Here is a 16,297-nt window from a genome sequence, read left to right as displayed (position 1 = left end):
AATACCCTTGGAAGCGTTTTTATTACATAATTTTGGGCACAGCGTTCAAAAGTTATTTCAAGATAGTGAATTGATCACTTGATTATCTAGGTTGGGGGTAATATTCAAATGTTTCAAAATAATATGAAACAAAGAATGAATTGGGAAGATTTTTACGGACCGAACCTCGGCTACGCACTGGAGCTGTACGACCAATATGCTGAAGATCCAGACAGTATTGATCCGGATCTGAAAGACATGTTTGACGAACTCGGCGCTCCGCCAAGCCAAATAAAAGAGGCATCGGGAACAAAGGAACAGGGACGAGTCACCGCAGATCTGATTCAAAAGATCGCAGCAGCAGTTAAACTTGCAGAAGATATTCGAACCTATGGCCATCTGAACGCTTCCGTCAATCCGCTCAGAAAGGATCAAAAAAAGAGCGAGCTCTTTCCGTTATCCGAGTACGGGCTTACAGAAGAAGAAATGAAAGCAATACCCGCGTCTGTCATTTGTAAAGACGCACCTGCCAATATAACGAACGGCTTAGAAGCCATCCAGCATTTACGCAATACGTATAAAAGAACCATCTCCTTCGAATTTGACCATGTGCATGATTTCGAAGAGCGGGCATGGATTACAAAAATGGTCGAATCCGGAGAACTGTTCCGGAAAAATTCACCGGAAAAACTGTCAGCCGTTTTAGAAAGACTGACGGAAGTAGAAGGATTTGAACAATTTTTACACCGGACATTCGTCGGCCAGAAGCGTTTCTCAATTGAGGGATTAGACGCACTTGTGCCTGTTCTTGACGACATTATCGCCCAGTCTGTGAAAGCAGGCACAACCAATGTCAATATCGGGATGGCGCACAGGGGCCGCTTAAATGTCCTCGCGCACGTGCTCGGCAAACCGTATGAGATTATTTTCTCAGAATTCCAGCACGCGCCGAATAAAGACCTTGTACCGTCTGAAGGCTCGACCGGAATCAGCTACGGCTGGACGGGAGACGTAAAATACCACCTCGGTGCAGACAGACAGTTACAGGATGCTGAAACCAAAAGCGCCCGGATTACGCTTGCAAATAACCCGAGCCATCTGGAATTCATCAATCCGATTGTTGAAGGAAGCACGCGGGCGGCACAGGAAACAAGAACGCAAAAGGGGTACCCGGTTCAAGACGAAACAAAATCGCTCGCCATTTTAATTCACGGTGACGCAGCGTTCCCGGGAGAAGGAATTGTCGCTGAGACGCTGAACTTAAGTTCTTTGAAAGGCTATCAGGTCGGTGGGGCCATTCACATCATCGCCAATAATATGATCGGCTTCACAACTGAAAGCGATGAATCACGCTCTACGAAATATGCCAGTGATTTGGCGAAGGGTTATGAAATCCCGATCGTTCACGTCAACGCCGATGATCCTGAAGCGTGTCTGTCAGCCGTTAAATTTGCGGTGGAATACCGGAAGCGGTTTAATAAAGATTTCTTAATCGATTTAATCGGGTACAGACGGTACGGCCACAATGAAATGGATGAGCCGTCCACGACACAGCCGATGCTGTATGACGCCGTGAGAAAACACCCGACTGTCAAGCGGATCTTTGCGGAAAAACTCGTAAGTGAAGGACTGATCAGCGAGGAAAAAGCGCAAAACATTGAAGCGACAGTGACAAAACGAATTGAAGACGCCTATAAAAAGGTGCCCGCCAAAAAAGAAGATGCCGTACGGGAAATCGAATTGCCGGAACCGGTATCCAACGGTTTTCCTGACGTTGACACAGCCATTGATTTTGATGTTCTCCGCAAGCTGAACGGCGAACTCATCAATTGGCCGGAATCCTTTAACGTGTTCGGCAAGCTGAAAAGAATCTTGGAAAGACGTGCAAAAGCGTTTGATGATGACCGTAAAGTGGAATGGTCATTGGCTGAATCGCTTGCGTTTGCTTCCATTTTGAAAGACGGCACTCCGATCCGGCTGACCGGGCAGGACTCAGAGCGCGGAACGTTCGCTCAAAGAAACCTTGTGCTGCATGACAGCGAAACAGGCAAAGAATTTGTTGCACTCCATCATTTAGACGACTGCGCTGCTTCATTTGCGGTGCATAACAGCCCGCTTTCTGAAGGATCGGTTCTCGGTTTTGAGTATGGTTACAACGTGTATTCGCCTGAAACTCTTGTGATGTGGGAGGCGCAATACGGGGACTTTGCCAATGCGGCTCAAGTCTATTTTGATCAATTCATATCTGCAGGACGGGCAAAATGGGGACAAAAATCAGGATTAGTCATGCTGCTTCCTCACGGTTACGAAGGACAGGGGCCTGAACACTCCAGCGGACGCGTCGAACGGTTCCTGCAGCTGGCGGCGGAAAACAACTGGACGGTGGCCAACCTGACAAGTGCGGCTCAGTATTTCCATATTTTAAGAAGACAAGCGAAAATGCTGCTTCGTGAAGAAATCCGTCCGCTTGTGATCATGACGCCGAAAAGCCTGCTCCGCAACCCGAATACGGTATCTGAAGTACAGGAGCTGAGCGAAAGCAGATTCAAGCCTGTCTATGAGCAATCCGGTCTTTCCCACGCTTACGAAAAAGTGACTCGCGTTGTATTATCAAGCGGAAAAGTGTCAATTGACATCAGCGATCACTTCAACAAAATGGAAGGCGATAAGGATTGGCTTCATATTGCCAGAATCGAACAGCTGTATCCGTTCCCGGCAAAAGACGCGAAAGAGCTTTTCGCCAAACTGCCGAACTTGCAAGAGATCGTTTGGGTTCAGGAAGAGCCGCAGAACATGGGGGCATGGAGTTATATCAGCCCGTATCTGACGGAAATCGCGCCAAAAGGAGTAAATGTTCAATACATCGGCCGAAGAAGACGATCCAGTCCCGCAGAAGGAGATCCGACTGTCCACAAAAAAGAACAGGAACGCATTGTATCTGATAGCTTGACTCGCAAAAACTAAGGGGGAAATGAAAAAATGGCGGAAATTAAGGTACCTGAATTAGCAGAATCAATCTCAGAAGGAACGATAGCCCAATGGTTAAAGCAGCCCGGTGATTATGTAGAACAGGGTGAGTACTTGCTTGAACTTGAGACGGACAAAGTAAATGTTGAATTGACAGCAGAAGAATCGGGTGTTCTAAAAGAGGTATTGAAAGATTCGGGTGATACCGTCCAAGTAGGAGAAATTATCGGTACCATTACAGAAGGCGCTGGCGAAAGTTCTGCACCTGCCCCTTCCGAAAGTGCTCCAGCCAAAGAACAAACGAAAGAGGAAGCAAAAGCTGAACCGGCTGCACAAGAAGTCAGCCAGGAAGCACAATCAGAAGCGAAATCCAGAACGGTAGCGTCTCCGGCTGCACGCAAGCTGGCAAGGGAAAAAGGAATTGATCTTTCACAAATTCCGACGGGGGACCCGCTCGGCCGCGTGCGCAAACAAGACGTGGAAGCTTATGAAAAACCGGCTTCAAAACCTGCGGCACAGACGAAACCGCAGGCTCAAAAAACACAGCAAAGCTTTGACAAACCTGTTGAAGTGCAAAAAATGTCCCGCCGCAGACAAACGATCGCGAAACGATTGGTTGAAGTGCAGCAGACTTCTGCGATGCTGACGACATTTAACGAAGTGGACATGACGGCTGTTATGAATTTAAGAAAACGCCGTAAAGACCAATTCCTTGAGCAAAACGAAGTAAAACTCGGTTTCATGTCTTTCTTTACAAAAGCCGTAGTGGCAGCTTTGAAAAAGTACCCGCTCCTTAACGCTGAAATTCAAGGCGATGAGCTGATCGTGAAAAAATTCTATGACATCGGTATCGCCGTTGCGGCTGAAGAAGGGCTTGTCGTCCCAGTCGTGCGTGACGCTGATCGTCTGACATTTGCCGGCATTGAAAAAGAGATCGGCGAACTTGCGAAGAAAGCACGAAACAATAAATTAACATTAGGTGAGCTGCAAGGAGGTTCCTTCACGATCACAAACGGAGGTACATTCGGCTCGCTTATGTCAACACCAATCCTAAACAGCCCTCAGGTCGGAATCTTAGGTATGCACAAAATTCAGCTGCGCCCTGTAGCGATCGATGCAGAGCGTTCTGAAAACCGTCCGATGATGTACCTTGCTTTATCATATGATCACAGAATCGTAGATGGTAAAGAAGCGGTCGGATTCCTTGTCACAATTAAAAACCTGCTGGAAGATCCGGAACAGCTGTTATTGGAAGGATAATGTGAGACAGACAAAAAGTACACTGCCCTTATGGAGCGGTGTACTTTTTTATTTGAGAGAAGGGAAGATGTATATGAAAAGCTGTTATCCGCTTGAGATTGAATTTGAGTATAATGAAGAATTGCATTCTATCACTCCGGTTCTTCTGCAAGACGAACATGACACGGTTTTAATAGACTGCGGATATCCCGGTTTTATAAATCATCTTCAAAATGCTGCTGCCCGGCATGGATTGTCGCTTCAGTCACTGTCAAAAATCATTGCAACACATCACGATATAGACCATATCGGCTCACTCGCTGCACTGCACCGTCTGTACCCGGGTATCAGCGTGACAGCACATGAACATGAAGCGCCGTATATTGACGGATCTAAAAAATCATTACGGCTTGAGCAGGCTGAATCAACGCTTTGTTCATTGCCAGAGGAGGCAAAACCTTATGCAAAACAGTTTATCCGCTCGCTTCAATCAGTCGAAGCGGCTCCTGTTCACTGGCAAGTAACTGACGGCGAGCTGCTGCCTTGGTGCGGAGGCATTCGCATTGTAGCCACGCCGGGCCATACACCCGGCCATATCAGCCTTTATCTGCCTGCCGAAAAAACAATGATCGCAGGTGATGCGGTCGTCATTGAAGACGGAAAGCTGAACCTTGCTAATCCCCGCTATACGTTACATATGGATGATGCGGTCCGTTCCGTACAGCGCCTGCTTGATTACGATATCCGTCAATTGATTTGTTATCATGGAGGTGTGTTTCAGGGGAATGTAAAAAAAGCGCTCCTGCACCTGCTTCGTGACCTGCAGAAAAAACAAGGATAGGGGCGGCAGCCGCCTATCCTTGTTCAGTTATGAAAGCGGAATCTTTACATTTTCATCCTCTCGGTGCTGTTTTTCTCTTTTTTCTTTGACCAATAAGTGGCGAGAATTGATCCAGACAGATTGTGCCATATGCTGAAAATGGCGCTCGGTACGGCTGAAAGGGGGGAAAAGTGCGCTGTTGCAAGCGCCGCGCCCAATCCGGAGTTTTGCATTCCGACTTCTATCGCAATCGCTTTTTGCGAAGCATAATCCATTCTGAACAGCTTTGCACCCAGGAATCCTAACAAATAGCCGATTCCGTTATGTAGGATGACGACGGATACAATCAGCAGTCCTGATTGAAGCAGGTGCTCACGATTTACGCTGACAACAGAGGAAACAATCGCTACGATGCCGATTACTGACACGAGTGGAAGCGCGTGAACGGCTTGTCCGACCTGTTTTTTGAAGAACAGCTTCACAATCACTCCGAGGACGATCGGTAAAAGCACGGCCTGCATAATTGAAACAAACAGTGAGCCGAAAGAAACAGGGAGCCACTCTTTCGCAAACAGCATAATAAGTGCCGGCGTTACAATAGGAGCAAGCAATGTTGAGATCGTGGTGACCGCAACCGAAAGCGCCGTATTGCCTTTTGCTAAGAAGGTCATGACATTTGAGGCGGTGCCGCCCGGACAGCAGCCGACCAGAATGACGCCCGCTGCAATTTCTGCGGGCAGGCGGAGCCCGACTGATAAACAGAAAGCCGTAAGCGGCATAATCGTAAACTGGGCAATGACTCCGATTACGACATGCCAAGGTTTTCTGATTAATTCTTTAAAATCGTCTGCTTGAAGAGTAAGCCCCATACCAAACATAATAATACCCAGAAAAATTGTCATATAAGAACTGATCCAAGAAAACAAATCAGGGCAGGCGAATCCTAAACCAGCAAAGACGATCACCCATAAGCCGAAAGTTTGTCCCGCAAACCCGCTTATTTTTTTCAACCATTCCATAAACACAGCTCCTTTTTCATCCAATCAGTCAAAAAATGAGACTGACTTTTCTGTATTCCATTATAAATAATATTCTGAATAATTCAATATTAAACATTAGTTATAAATAATGATATTATGTAAACTAATATCTTCTTGACTATTCAGACATATATTCTTACAATTAATTTTTACACTGAAATGAATTGGGAGTGCTGAAGTGAAAGAAGCTAATCAATGGTCATCTAAGCTGGGATTTATTTTAGCTACGGCCGGCTCTGCAATCGGGCTCGGCGCAATATGGAAGTTCCCTTACGTAGCGGGAACCAGCGGAGGCGGCGCTTTTCTGCTCGTTTTTATTTTATTTACGATTTTAATCGGACTGCCGCTTCTGCTTGCTGAATTTATTATCGGCAGAAAAACACAAAAAAACGCCGTTGAATCCTACAAGGCGCTTGCGCCGGGGAAAAAGTGGCACTGGATCGGATATCTCGGAATCATTACGTGTTTTATTCTATTATCCTTCTACAGCGTAGTGGGGGGATGGATATTAATCTACATTATAAAAGGCTTTACAGGCGGTTTATCGCTCTCATCCGGATTTGATACGTTATTTATCAACACCATTTCAAACCCTTATGCAGCGGTTTTCGGACAGCTGCTGTTTATCGTGATGACGATTTTAGTTGTTGCAAAAGGGGTGAGCAGCGGCATCGAAAAAGTAAGCCAGGTGCTTATGCCGGCTCTGTTTATTCTGTTTATTCTCTTAATGATCCGCTCCGTTTCGCTCCATGACGCAGCGAAGGGGTTAAAATTCTTCTTCATGCCTGATTTTGGCGCGATGGATGCCAATACCATATTATACGCGATGGGACAGTCATTTTTCTCGTTAAGCGTCGGTGTGTCCGTAATGGTTACATACAGCGCCTATTTAGAAAAAAAAGAAAATATTGTTCAATCCGCAGTTTCGGTGACGGTATTAAATGTTCTTGTTGCCGTGATGGCGGGAGTGGCGATTTTTCCGGCGGTGTTTTCATTCGGCCTCAAGCCGGATCAAGGCCCGCAGCTTTTATTTAACGTGCTTCCGACCATCTTTAACCAAATGCCGTTCGGCATCGTGTTTTTACTCGCCTTTTTGCTGCTGTTTTTATTTGCGACGCTGACATCAGCATTTTCAATGCTTGAGATTTTGGTTGCCGTTTTGTCAAAAGGCGATTCGGCAAAACGAAAGCGGTATGCATGGCTCGGGGGGCTTACAATATTTATTGTCGGAGTGCCTTCGGCGCTGTCATACGGAATTTTGAGTGATGTTTCCATTTTTCACCGCAGTATTTTTGACGCTGCGGATTTTCTGGTCAGCAATGTCTTAATGCCGCTGGGCGCGCTTTTAATTGCCGTTTTCGTACCGCTGAAAATTCCGAAACAGGCGCTGTTTGACGAACTGAAAAGCGGTTCAGGCATAAAACGAAAATGGTTTGCAGTGTGGCTCCTATTAATCCGTTATGTGTCTCCTGTAGCCATTATTATCGTTTTTCTGCACGTGCTCGGTATTTTTTAAATCAAAAGAAGCAGGCCCCCGTTCTAAACGGGGGCTTTTTTAATAAAGCGGCCACATCACGCGGTGCGCTTGCTCAAACCGTTTCTCCGCCTCACGCCAATCCACGACATTCCACCATTGATCCACGTAAGCCGCGCGGTCGTTTTTATATTGTAAATAATAAGCGTGTTCCCACACATCCAAAGGGAGCAAAGGGATGATGTCCCATTGACTGAAATGCTGATGCTTCTCAGCGGCCAAAATCTCCAGCCGTCCCGAGCGCGGCGCCCAGACAAGGATGGCCCAGCCGACTCCTTCGACTTTTTTCGCTGCCTGAGAAAATTGTTCTTTAAAAGCAGAATAGCTGCCGAATGACACATCAATCATTTGAAAGAGAGCGCCCGTCGGCCGTCTTTTTCCGTTTGGATTCATGGAAAACCAGAAAATACTGTGCAGATAATGGCCGGCGCCGTGAAATGCCAATTGCCGCTCCCAATGCGCCACTAAGTCGTACTGTTTCGTCTGGCGCGCGTTTTTCAGCTCAAGTTCAGCTTTATTCAGGCCGTCAACATAGCTTTGATGGTGTTTTGTATGGTGAAGCTTCATAATCTCCCTTGAAATATACGGTTCCAGGGCGGAATAACTGTAAGGCAGTTTAGGCAGAACATGCTTGCCGATCGGCACATAGGCTCTGCGCTCCTCCGGCTCTTCCGATTCGGAAATGTCCCGGTAAAGAGCTGATGCCTGTTCGTACCATTCCGCCTCCGTTAATCCATCATCCTGAAGGGTGTGAAAAATCCGGTCGATTTGTGCCGCGAAGCGATCGAACCGCCCTTGCTGAATGACTTGTTCCTTCAAGGTTTCACACCAATTCAGCATCTCGGTTTGATAAGCGTGCCGTTTCATTTTTCTTCCTCCTTTTCACTCACTTTCATGAAAGTGCTGAGCGCAAGCAAAGAAAACACATACGGGTAGCTGTGATACTTGATGTAAAACTGCTTCGGAAGGCCGATTCCAGTCGGATAGGTGAAATGAGCTCCTTCGTAATGCCGGTTTTCAATAAGAAACGATATACCTTTTGTGACGGCTTGGTGATGAGGTTTTTCGTATTGTAGCAAAGCTTCCGCCGCCCACGCCGTCTGTATAACCGTCCCGTAAGAAAGCGGGACATAGGTTTTGATTTCTGCGCTTTTACAGGATTCTCCCCAGCTTCCGTCCTCGTTTTGAATGGACTTCAGCCAGCGGATCGCTTTTTTCACGGCCGGGTGGTTATGGCTGACACCGCAAGCCTTCATGCCCGTCAGCGCCGCCCATGTTCCGTAAATATAGCAGACACCCCATCTGCCGTACCACGATCCGTCCTCCTCTTGATGGCGGATCAGCCATTGAACGGCCTTTTCAACCTGGGGATGATCCGATGAAAGCCCCGCTTTTCCTAAACAGTGCAGCACCCGTCCAGTTAAATCGCTTGTTGAAGGGTCGATGGCAGCTTCCTCAGCCGATTCAAGCGGCAGCAGGCGGATCAGGGGATGATTTACATTTTTCTCAAAAGCAGAGAAGCCCCCGTCACTGTTTTGCATTGACAAAAGCCAGCTCAGTCCGCGCTCCCATGAGGCGGGATAAAGTTTTCGCGGGATGGCTTTAAGCACTGCGGCTGTGTCATCACAATCAGGATTATTCGTGTTGATGTTTGAAAAACCCCATCCTCCCGGTTCTGCATGCGGGTTGTGAACGGCCCAATCCGCTACTTTCGTCTGCTGCCGTTCACGCAAAAATCGAGCGGCGCTGGTGATCATCTGATCGTTATCTGAGATGCCGCTTTCCATAAGCGCATAGTTAAGAAGCGCTGTATCCCAAACAGTTGACGTTGAATTTTCCAGATACGGTATATTGCCGCAAGACGTGAGTAAAGCTTTCGTGCCGGCAAGCGCCTTTCTGATAACGGGGGAGTGGCGTGATACACCGAGAGCGAGCAGGCTGTACACCATAAAAATAGTGGCGCTTGCATAGCTGTACAATGTGCCGTCTTCTTCTATCCGGTCAAGCATATACGTTTTGGCCGTACGCAGACCAAGCTGGTGAAAAGCGGCAGGAATCTGCAAAAGCCGCTTCCAGTGTGCGAAAAGAGAAGCGAGGTCTCTGTCCTCTGCCTGATCGGAACGAAGCCATGTAAACGGATTTTTGGTCATATGCTGATCTAAATGCTCGAGAGACGGAACGTTTGGGTTTTTCAGCGAAAATCTTTTGTTTAGCGTCACAGCCATCGGAACAAAATGAATACGCGCGTATGTACTGAACTGATAAAAATGCAGCGGGAAGGATGGGGGAATCACTAAGAAAGATAATGGCAGGTGCAGTGCGGGCCATGGATATAGGCCGTTTGCCGCCAGCATCCACTTTGTCATGAAGTGTACGTTACGCAAGCCGCCGTTTGAGATGATAAAGCGTTCGGCCTGAATCATATGCGCTTCAGAACGGTTATATAAGCCGGAAGCCAGCAAGCCGACATAGCCCTGTACAGTGGCGGTCACATTTCCTTTCCGTTCATCAGGATAGTTGGCAAATGTTCCGTCAGGGCGCTGCTTCGCGCGGATGCCTTCAGCAAGCTCAGCGATCAGTTCTTTATCATTGTCTCCGAGAGAAGTGAGGAGGAGGATCAGAAAGGCGTTAGTCAAAATCGGACCTTCAAAACAAAATGACCATGAGCCGTCCGCATTTTGCTTTTCTCTTAATAGGGAGATGGTTTTCCTTTGGCGGCTTCTGACTTTTTCATGAATAGTGCTCACACTCGCTCAACTCCTTCAGAAGCATATATATTCATATGCAAATGGCGGCATGACAAAAGAAAGAAACTGCTGGCAGGCAGCAGTTTCTTGTTTTATCAATCAATCTTCCAGACTGATCCAGACGCTTTTCACTTCTGTATAATTATCCAGCGCATAAGAGCCCATTTCCCGTCCGAGGCCGGATTGCTTATAGCCGCCGAAAGGTGACGCCGCATCAAAAACATTGTAGCAGTTGACCCAAACGGTGCCGGCCTGTAGACGGTCAGCAATGTAATGGGCGTTTTTCACATTCTCGGTCCATAGTCCGGCTGCAAGGCCGTATTCCGAGCGGTTCGCCCGCTCAATAACTTCATCAACCGTATCATACGGAATGGCGGCTAAAACCGGGCCGAAAATTTCTTCTGTTGCGATGGTCATGCTGTCATCCACATCCGCAAATACGGTCGGGGAGACAAAATACCCTTCTTCAAACGGGCAGCTTCCGCCTGTGACAGCTTTGGCGCCTTCCGTTTTTCCTTTTTCAATATAAGAAAGCACGCGCTCATGCTGTTCCTGGCTGACGAGCGGCCCGATTTGGGTATCCTGATGAAGGCCGGCTCCTTGCCGAAGTGATTTCGCATATGAAACCATTTCGCTTACGACTTCATCATATTTGTCTTTGTGAATGAAGACACGGGAGCCTGCACAGCATACCTGCCCCTGATTAAACATAACCCCGTTTAAAGCGCCGGGAATGGCTTTTTTCAAATTGGCGTCAGGTAAAATGATGTTAGGTGACTTACCGCCAAGCTCCAGCGTTACGCGCTTAATATTTTTCGCGGCTTTCTCCATGATCTTTTTGCCGATTTCTGTAGAACCGGTAAAAGCGAGTTTATCAACATCGTCATGGTTGGTCAGCGCTTCCCCGGCTGTCTCGCCGAACCCGGGAACAATATTGATGACGCCGTCAGGGAAGCCCGCCTGATCTATTAATTCCGCTAAATAGAGGGCGGTCAGGGGTGTCTGCTCTGCCGGTTTCAAAACGATTGTGCAGCCTGTGGCAAGGGCGGCGCCCATTTTCCACATCGCCATAAGGAGCGGGAAGTTCCAAGGGATGATTTGCCCCACGACGCCGACAGGCTCATGGCGGGTGTAATTAAAATATGAGCCGGCGACCGGGATCGTTTGTCCGGTTATCTTTGTGGACCACCCGGCATAATAACGCATATGCTCGATTGCCAGCGGGATATCTCCATTCGTCGTTTCATTAATCGGTTTTCCGTTATCAAGTGTTTCAAGCTGCGCGAGTTCAGTTTTGTGCTCTTCCATTAAATCGGCAAGCTTATACATCAGCCTGCTTCTGGAAGCGGCCGGCATAGTGCGCCATTCGCCGTGATCAAAGGCTTTGCGTGCAGCTTTCACTGCGCTGTCAATGTCTTCAGCCTGTGCCTCGTAAAGCGTCATCAATGTTTCTCCGGTTGCCGGATTCGGCGTGACAAATGTTGCTCCTGAAGCGCTCGGAACAAATTTTCCGTCAATATAAAGCTTCTTCGTGCCCTGTAAAAATGTTTCCAGCCTTTTTGTGATCTGCATCGTTAAAGAACTCATTCGTAACAAACCTCCCGAAATTTTTTATGGTCTGTTTTGAGCATCTTGATGTCCGCGCAAAGTAAGCGCATACAGTCATTCTATAATATAGACCCCGGTAAAATCAATTGATAACCGTTATTGCAATTCGCAGGAAAAAACGGCTACAATAAGCTTATCGATGAAGAAAAGGAGTTTTACAGATGATTCATAATAATTGGCAGACAAAAGAAAGCGTCAAAAAAGTAAAATGCGTACATACAGATGCGAAAAAATACATTGTCAAAAACGTGCTGACGCCCGGCAAAGAGTACGAAGTCAAAAATGAAACAGAAGAGTTCATTTTTGTGGTGGACAATACAAATAAAGTCGGCGGTTTCTATAAAGAGTATTTTGAAGAAGTCTGAAGCTGAATGAATTTATTTTCACAGCTTCAGCGGGTGTAATCAAAAGAAGGCTGACACTGCGATGGATCAAATCTCAGATACCTATAAAGAATGAACAATGGTACGGATCTGCAGAAACCGCGGCATTCAGAAGCCGCGGTTTTTTACCGTGAAAAGAAAAAACTGACTTTTCGAAAAAAATATGGTTTTCTTGAAACCTTTTCATCCGCTGAACCGTATTACTACATAACAGAGCACCTTTCGCGAAAAGGCTTATCTAATGAACGTTCTAAAAATGTAATCTGTTCGTAATGGTTTAAATGCCGCCTATGTCGTATTCTTATATAGGGATAAAGAACTTATTTTTTATGATTGTAATAAAACAATAGTATAGAAGCAGAAAGTGGGGTTCTTCATTGGGAATTTTTTCTGTCAGCAGATCAACCGACACAAAAAAGCTGGAGGCTTTGCTCGTTGAGGGAGAACGGATCGAAACGATTTATAAACTGCGGGTTGACCAAATATGCTTTACAAATAAACGAGTGATTTTCTTTGATAATAAAATGTTCTCCAAAAAGAAAGTGCGCGTCTTCCTTCCATATAAAACAATTGAAAGCTTCGCCATTCAAGAAGCTGGGATGTTTGATCCCGATACAGGTCTTGTTTTAATGACAAGAGGAAAAACATTCGAATTGGAATTTGCAAAAGAAACGGACTTGACCGAGGTTCAAGCCATCTTAACAAAATACTTATGCAGTTAAATATGACATAAAAGCCATCCGAATGCAGGCGGATGGCTTTTTTATTAGATAATGCTTGTTTTTCCGGAGTTCGAGTCAATAAGATCCGGATCAGCAATAGAACTGATGGGAATATAAATCGGTGCCAAATCACCATTTTCTTCACCGAATCCGTAGTTGATCTTATTGGATAAAAAATAATCGATTTGCTGATAGGGGCCGATCGTAATGGAAGAACCGCGGTCGGCCGCATTCACTTTAAAGCCCCCTACATTTACCAAAACCGGCGAAAACATCATAATGGGCCTCCTTTCCCGGCGGGAATTTTATCGCATGCTGACTCGAAGGTAGACGGAGAATCAATTTAATCCCTGTCATCCACTTTGCCGTTCGTGCCAAAAAAGCCGCTCGCATCCCCAAAATTCTGTCCGTATCCCTGATTCTTTTTATCAGAATTCTGCCATTCTGCCAGTAAATTTTGTCCGACATTCACCGCTGAAGCATTTTCAAAGGAATTAATTTTCAACATGAAAATATTAATATTGATATATGGAGTTGGTTGAACCACAGGCAAACCTCCTTTAATACAGGTGTATGCCGGCTGTTATGACCGTATGCTTAAACAGGGGGCGATAAAAATGGACTTCGACAAGATGAAGCAATGGATGGAAATGGCGCAAAACATGTCCGGCGGCGATTTTTGGAAAAACGTTTTTGATGATGAACAATTGAAATCATTTCAAAACGGCCATTCTAACTTTCCCTTTCAACAGGGAGATGGGCAAATGAGAAAGAATGAGGATGCTTTTCCTCTTATAGATATTGTGGAAACCCATGATGAGCTCCAATTTTTGCTGTATTTGCCCGGCTACCGGAAACAAGATGTTCAGCTGCTGTCCTACGGAGAGTATATTGTCGTAAAAGGCACGAGAAAATCCTTCTTCAATGAACAGGATTTTAAACAGAAGACCGGAAAATACGGCGATTTCGAAAAAAAACTCGACCTTCCTCATTCCGCTCAGGGAACGAAGGGAATGCAGGCGGTGTTCAAAGACGGAATTTTATATATATCAATTGCTAAACATCTGGGGGATGCAAGCCAAATCATTATCGAAGGCTGACCTTATTGGCGGTGCTGTCGATTAGATCTGTATCATCGATACTCATGATAGGGATAACGACAACGGTGCAATCTCCGCTTTGTTCACCGTACCCTTCATTTCTTTTATTAACGGCTGTGCGCCTCAGTATCACGGAAGAACCGGTGTTAAACGTCGCTCCGCCGCTGACACCGTTCATTTTTATATGCTCAAAGTTGATAACGGATGGAAAAAACATCATGATTCACCTCCTTTTTGTATACCATGTTTATATATTCGTAATGCAGGACGCATAGAACTTTCCAAGAGTGACGGGGAAAGAAGTGATTTTTCTTGAAAAAAATAATGAAAGAGCTTTTCAAAAAAGTATGTGAAGAAGAACTAGACAGGCTTAAGAAAGTAGAGCAACAGCTTGATGAGCTTCAGGATAAATGTCATCCTGAGCCGCAAACGATTGAAGGGGAAAAAACATATGTCCATATCGAGCGCGTCAAAGTGGACAAAGTCGTCTACAACATTGATTTTGAAAAGCTGAATATAGGAGAGCTGAGCGGAATGCTGAATATCGGCGCCACATACCATACGCCGGAGCATCAGCTCAAAAAAGCCTGCCCTGAAGAATTTCGGGACAACCAGCAAAATGATGCTGCAAAAGAAGAAAGACAGACAAAGCAGCCGGCCCCGAATGTCACGATCAGGGGGAGAAAGCACTGATCTCCATTGTTTCAGCCGCCTTTTTCGAGGGTATGTAATAACTGTGACTCTAGGAATACAGACGAAAAAGGAGATGCTGAATATGTCATTATCAAAAGAACAGCGGGACAGTCTTTATCATAAATTAATCGATTTAAAGGAAAGTCTTCAGGGAGAATCAAAAGAAAATCATTCAATGAGTGAAGACACAGGGGAACTGTCGAACGGAGTAGATAATCACTTAGCTGATCACGGAAGCATTTATTTGGACAGGGTCACGAATCAGACCTTGGATGAAGTCGATCAGAATCTTTTAGATGAAGTGAACGACGCCCTCGAGCGAATCGATAAAGGAACATACGGAATATGCGAAAAAACGGGAAAAGAAATTCCGTATGAAAGGCTTGAAGCCGTTCCGTACGCCAGAATGACTGTCGAAGCGCAGCGAGAAGCAGAGGGAGATGTGAAAACAGACGCTCCGTCATATGAAAGGGATTTCCACGAGCAGGTGAAAGACCTCTCAAATAAAGAAACCGTTGATCAAAAAAGCTCACAAACTTACGAAATCCTGGATCGCGAGCAGGATTCACAATAATATCAGCAGGTACATTCACATGTACCTGTTTTTTTATTCCATAAAAAAATCTCGGAATCGAAATAAAAACGTTGACTTTATATAAAAAAGAAAGTAACATACTATTTGTAAGTAAATATTAAAAGATTACCGGGAGGAATTTAGAATGTCTCAAGTATTATTTGTAAAATCAAGTGACCGTACGGCTGAAGAAGGCGTATCCGTAAAATTATACGAAGCGTTTTTGGCTGCTTATAAAGAAAACAATCCGAATGATGAAGTGATCGAACTTGATCTTCATAATGAAAACCTTCCTTACCTCGGAAGAGATATGATTAACGGAACATTCAAAGCTTCAAAAGGAATTGAAATGACAGACGAAGAGAAAAAACAAGCATCAACTGCTGACATTTACTTAAACCAATTCGTCAAAGCTGACAAAGTTGTGTTTGCATTCCCGCTTTGGAACTTCACAGTGCCTGCTGTGCTTCATACTTATGTTGATTACCTGTCTCGCGCAGGGGTTACTTTCACATACACGCCTGAAGGGCCTAAAGGTTTGATGGGGGATAAAAAAGTAGCACTCTTAAATGCACGCGGCGGCGTATATTCTGAAGGACCGATGGCATCTCTTGAAATGTCATTAAACTTCATGAAAACCGTTCTCGGCTTCTGGGGAGTTCAAGATCTGCACACTGTTGTCGTTGAAGGCCATAACGCCGCACCGGATAACGCTCAAGCGATCATTGAAAAAGGACTGCAAGAAGCGAAAGATCTGGCTGCAAAATTCTAATTTCCAAAAACTCTTGCGCCCTTTAGGGTGTAAGAGTTTTTTCTATTATATATAGAAGAAACTGGTGACAACTTTCGCAGTGATCTTATATTGATATATTGATATTTTGTCGAAAAAAC

17 protein-coding genes are annotated in these 16,297 nt (G+C 45.6%); 10 read left to right on the top strand and 7 right to left on the bottom strand.

Annotated elements, in window-relative coordinates:
• Positions 1 to 108 precede the first annotated feature (108 nt).
• The 3 genes from sucA to MHH91_RS10135 all read left to right on the top strand — a co-directional run bounded on the left by sucA (position 109) and on the right by MHH91_RS10135 (position 5,026).
• Positions 109 to 2,943, top strand: coding sequence for a 2-oxoglutarate dehydrogenase E1 component (gene sucA / locus MHH91_RS10145; RefSeq protein WP_014470298.1), 2,835 nt, complete (start codon positions 109 to 111; stop codon positions 2,941 to 2,943).
• Positions 2,944 to 2,958: 15 nt separating this feature from the next.
• Positions 2,959 to 4,206 (top strand): 2-oxoglutarate dehydrogenase complex dihydrolipoyllysine-residue succinyltransferase, encoded by a 1,248-nt coding sequence (gene odhB, locus MHH91_RS10140; protein ID WP_013352532.1) that lies wholly within the window; start codon positions 2,959 to 2,961, stop codon positions 4,204 to 4,206.
• Positions 4,207 to 4,279: 73 nt separating this feature from the next.
• Entirely contained in the window at positions 4,280 to 5,026 is a 747-nt protein-coding gene (locus MHH91_RS10135; RefSeq protein ID WP_014470299.1) for an MBL fold metallo-hydrolase, read from the top strand.
• Positions 5,027 to 5,070: 44 nt separating this feature from the next.
• Here MHH91_RS10135 and MHH91_RS10130 read toward each other — a convergent pair whose 3' ends face one another.
• Positions 5,071 to 6,024 carry a bile acid:sodium symporter family transporter gene (locus MHH91_RS10130; protein WP_014470300.1) on the bottom strand — a complete coding sequence of 318 codons (954 nt, stop codon included), beginning with the start codon at positions 6,022 to 6,024 and terminating at the stop codon, positions 5,071 to 5,073.
• Positions 6,025 to 6,223: 199 nt separating this feature from the next.
• Between MHH91_RS10130 and MHH91_RS10125 the strand changes: the two genes are divergently transcribed.
• On the top strand, positions 6,224 to 7,561 hold the full coding sequence (locus MHH91_RS10125) for a sodium-dependent transporter (RefSeq protein WP_014470301.1): 1,338 nt from the start codon (positions 6,224 to 6,226) through the stop codon (positions 7,559 to 7,561).
• Between the two features lie 39 nt (positions 7,562 to 7,600).
• Here the strand turns inward: MHH91_RS10125 and MHH91_RS10120 are convergent, their stop codons facing one another.
• From MHH91_RS10120 to MHH91_RS10110, 3 genes are all read right to left on the bottom strand, one after another.
• On the bottom strand, positions 7,601 to 8,446 hold the full coding sequence (locus MHH91_RS10120; RefSeq protein ID WP_013352528.1) for a superoxide dismutase: 846 nt from the start codon (positions 8,444 to 8,446) through the stop codon (positions 7,601 to 7,603).
• A complete protein-coding gene (locus MHH91_RS10115; RefSeq protein ID WP_013352527.1) occupies positions 8,443 to 10,326 on the bottom strand; it encodes a terpene cyclase/mutase family protein in 1,884 nt (627 codons plus the stop codon). The genes MHH91_RS10120 and MHH91_RS10115 overlap by 4 nt, the downstream gene beginning before the upstream one ends.
• A gap of 99 nt (positions 10,327 to 10,425) precedes the next feature.
• Entirely contained in the window at positions 10,426 to 11,913 is a 1,488-nt protein-coding gene (locus MHH91_RS10110; RefSeq protein ID WP_013352526.1) for an aldehyde dehydrogenase family protein, read from the bottom strand.
• Between the two features lie 182 nt (positions 11,914 to 12,095).
• Between MHH91_RS10110 and MHH91_RS10105 the strand changes: the two genes are divergently transcribed.
• Both MHH91_RS10105 and MHH91_RS10100 read left to right on the top strand, forming a co-directional pair.
• Positions 12,096 to 12,299, top strand: coding sequence for a DUF6501 family protein (locus MHH91_RS10105; RefSeq protein ID WP_007407979.1), 204 nt, complete (start codon positions 12,096 to 12,098; stop codon positions 12,297 to 12,299).
• Between the two features lie 395 nt (positions 12,300 to 12,694).
• Positions 12,695 to 13,039, top strand: a complete 345-nt coding sequence (locus MHH91_RS10100) for a PH domain-containing protein (RefSeq protein ID WP_003153783.1) — start codon at positions 12,695 to 12,697, stop codon at positions 13,037 to 13,039.
• Positions 13,040 to 13,083: 44 nt separating this feature from the next.
• Here the strand turns inward: MHH91_RS10100 and MHH91_RS10095 are convergent, their stop codons facing one another.
• Together MHH91_RS10095 and MHH91_RS10090 are read right to left on the bottom strand one after the other, a co-directional pair.
• Complete coding sequence (locus tag MHH91_RS10095; protein ID WP_013352524.1) at positions 13,084 to 13,317, bottom strand: hypothetical protein; 234 nt, start codon at positions 13,315 to 13,317, stop codon at positions 13,084 to 13,086.
• Between the two features lie 65 nt (positions 13,318 to 13,382).
• Positions 13,383 to 13,586 carry a hypothetical protein gene (locus MHH91_RS10090; RefSeq protein ID WP_013352523.1) on the bottom strand — a complete coding sequence of 68 codons (204 nt, stop codon included), beginning with the start codon at positions 13,584 to 13,586 and terminating at the stop codon, positions 13,383 to 13,385.
• Positions 13,587 to 13,656: 70 nt separating this feature from the next.
• On the opposite strand from MHH91_RS10090, the gene MHH91_RS10085 reads away from it, so the two are divergent.
• Positions 13,657 to 14,139: an Hsp20/alpha crystallin family protein gene (locus MHH91_RS10085; RefSeq protein ID WP_013352522.1), complete on the top strand. Its 483-nt coding sequence runs from the start codon at positions 13,657 to 13,659 to the stop codon at positions 14,137 to 14,139.
• Here MHH91_RS10085 and MHH91_RS10080 read toward each other — a convergent pair.
• Entirely contained in the window at positions 14,126 to 14,359 is a 234-nt protein-coding gene (locus tag MHH91_RS10080; protein WP_014471901.1) for a hypothetical protein, read from the bottom strand. The genes MHH91_RS10085 and MHH91_RS10080 overlap by 14 nt on opposite strands.
• Before the next feature lie 92 nt (positions 14,360 to 14,451).
• Between MHH91_RS10080 and MHH91_RS10075 the strand changes: the two genes are divergently transcribed.
• The 3 genes from MHH91_RS10075 (at position 14,452) to MHH91_RS10065 (ending at position 16,178) form a co-directional block, all read left to right on the top strand.
• Positions 14,452 to 14,832 (top strand): hypothetical protein, encoded by a 381-nt coding sequence (locus tag MHH91_RS10075; protein ID WP_013352520.1) that lies wholly within the window; start codon positions 14,452 to 14,454, stop codon positions 14,830 to 14,832.
• Between the two features lie 82 nt (positions 14,833 to 14,914).
• Positions 14,915 to 15,406 (top strand): TraR/DksA family transcriptional regulator, encoded by a 492-nt coding sequence (locus tag MHH91_RS10070; protein WP_014470304.1) that lies wholly within the window; start codon positions 14,915 to 14,917, stop codon positions 15,404 to 15,406.
• A 145-nt stretch (positions 15,407 to 15,551) separates the two neighbouring features.
• Complete coding sequence (locus tag MHH91_RS10065; RefSeq protein ID WP_013352518.1) at positions 15,552 to 16,178, top strand: FMN-dependent NADH-azoreductase; 627 nt, start codon at positions 15,552 to 15,554, stop codon at positions 16,176 to 16,178.
• The last annotated feature ends 119 nt before the right edge of the window (positions 16,179 to 16,297 follow it).

The organism is Bacillus sp. FSL K6-2819, assembly GCF_038008305.1.
GTDB classification, from domain to species: Bacteria; Bacillota; Bacilli; order Bacillales; family Bacillaceae; genus Bacillus; species Bacillus amyloliquefaciens.
This window is presented reverse-complemented; position numbering and strand designations above follow the sequence as displayed.